This window comes from Rothia sp. HMSC08A08 (assembly GCF_001808385.1).
In the GTDB taxonomy this organism is placed as follows: Bacteria; Actinomycetota; Actinomycetes; order Actinomycetales; family Micrococcaceae; genus Rothia; species Rothia dentocariosa.
Map to the genome: position 1 here is coordinate 90,098 of NZ_KV793075.1, position 1,588 is coordinate 91,685.

Genomic DNA, 1,588 nt, shown 5'->3' on the forward strand with positions numbered 1-1,588 from the left:
ACGTCGCTGTTGAGCGTGCCTGCGCCGAGCTTGAGAAAAACTGCCCGAGTTCCTTACCTAAGAACCCAAGAACCGCTGGGTAGAAAGAACACTAAGAAGCCGATGGTGCTGAGACGGTGTGCTAAGCTGGAATCATATTTGCAAACTGGATGCCTGTTATGGGCAAGAGGAGCCGGTAGCGCCAACTACCAGCCCCTCTCTGTGAGTAGGGTATTACCTCAGGCTCTTAATCCAAGCTGAGATAAAGCCTACAATATGTGAAACGGCTTGAGCCGATCCATCAATCAGAATGTAGTTGATGAGGATCGCTTGAGCCGTTTCTACTATCTCGTAGAACAGCATTCCTACTCACCCCCTCTCTACCCCGAGAGTCATCACGGAATATAAATTTGCAAACTGTGCCGGTGACTCATTCCGGGAAGAGGGCACTCATAACTTTACCGCATGCTTTACATACAAATTTATATCCGTTGCTAAAAATGCTACGTATATAAATCCCTGAAAATATGCTTGATAAAGAGCTCCGGTGTGCTGCATATGCATCCGATGATTGATGTGCAGAGTTTCCCTAACTTAAGATGTATATAGGGTGTCAGATCATATAAATTTTGTGTTCCCGTTCATCAATTAGTAGGAGACCCCATGCAGACCCTTATCATTAACGCCCACCCGGATCCCCAGAATAAAACTGCGTATTGCACCAACCGCCTCGTTGATTGCCTGACCGAGAAACTGCCGGATGCAACCGTGCTGAACCTCTACAATGAGGATATTCCCGAACTTACTGCCGAAACCCTGCCGCTTTACGGGTCGGTATATGATGAAAAATCGTCCCTGAGTAAGCGGGAACAGCAGATTCTTGCGCGCCGTGCTGAACTCATTAAACAGTTTAAAGCGGCTGATCGGCTGATTATCGCCATGCCCATGCATAACTTTTCGGTGACTTCACGCCTGAAGGACTACGTGGATAACATTATTATGGGAGGGCAGACTTTCCAGTTTAGCGAGAATGGTCCGCAGGGTCTCATGGGCGGGCATAAGGCGTTGCTCGTGCAGTCAAGCGGCTCCGTATACAGCACCGGTCCGCTGGCACCGTTGGAGCAATCGTACCCCTTCCTACGGACCGTGTTTGGGATGCTCGGGTTCGATTCAACCGATATTGTGCGTGCCGAAGGCACCATGGATCCACATATTGGCCCAGACGTCGCTGTTGAGCGTGCCTGCGCCGAGCTTGAACAAAAACTGCCCGAGTTCCTTGCCTAAGAACCCAAGAACCGCTGGGTATAAGGAACACTAAGAAGCCCGATGGTACTGAGGCGGTGTGCTAAGCTAGGTGCATATCTACGAAATGATTGCCTATTTATAGGCAAGAGGGGTCGGTAGCGTCAACTACCAACCCCTCTCTATGAGTAGCAAACTACCTCAGACGCCTAAGGAATACTGAGATAGCTTCTACGACGTCAGAAACGGCTTGAGCCGATCCATCAGTCAGAATGTAGCTGATAAGGATCGCTTGAGCCGTTTCTACTAGTTCGTAGAGAGACATGTCTACTCGCGCTTGCGCGCCTTCCGCACACAGATTTGGTGC

At 49.7% G+C, this 1,588-nt stretch carries 2 protein-coding genes; one reads left to right on the top strand and one right to left on the bottom strand.

Features of this window, described 5'->3' with window-relative positions:
• Positions 1-213 precede the first annotated feature (213 nt).
• On the bottom strand, positions 214-342 hold the full coding sequence (locus tag HMPREF3164_RS07105) for a cell division protein FtsL (protein WP_080727418.1): 129 nt from the start codon (positions 340-342) through the stop codon (positions 214-216).
• A 300-nt stretch (positions 343-642) separates the two neighbouring features.
• Here HMPREF3164_RS07105 and HMPREF3164_RS07110 point away from each other — a divergent pair, with 300 nt between their 5' ends.
• Positions 643-1,263, top strand: a complete 621-nt coding sequence (locus tag HMPREF3164_RS07110; protein ID WP_048754618.1) for an FMN-dependent NADH-azoreductase — start codon at positions 643-645, stop codon at positions 1,261-1,263.
• Positions 1,264-1,588 lie beyond the last annotated feature (325 nt).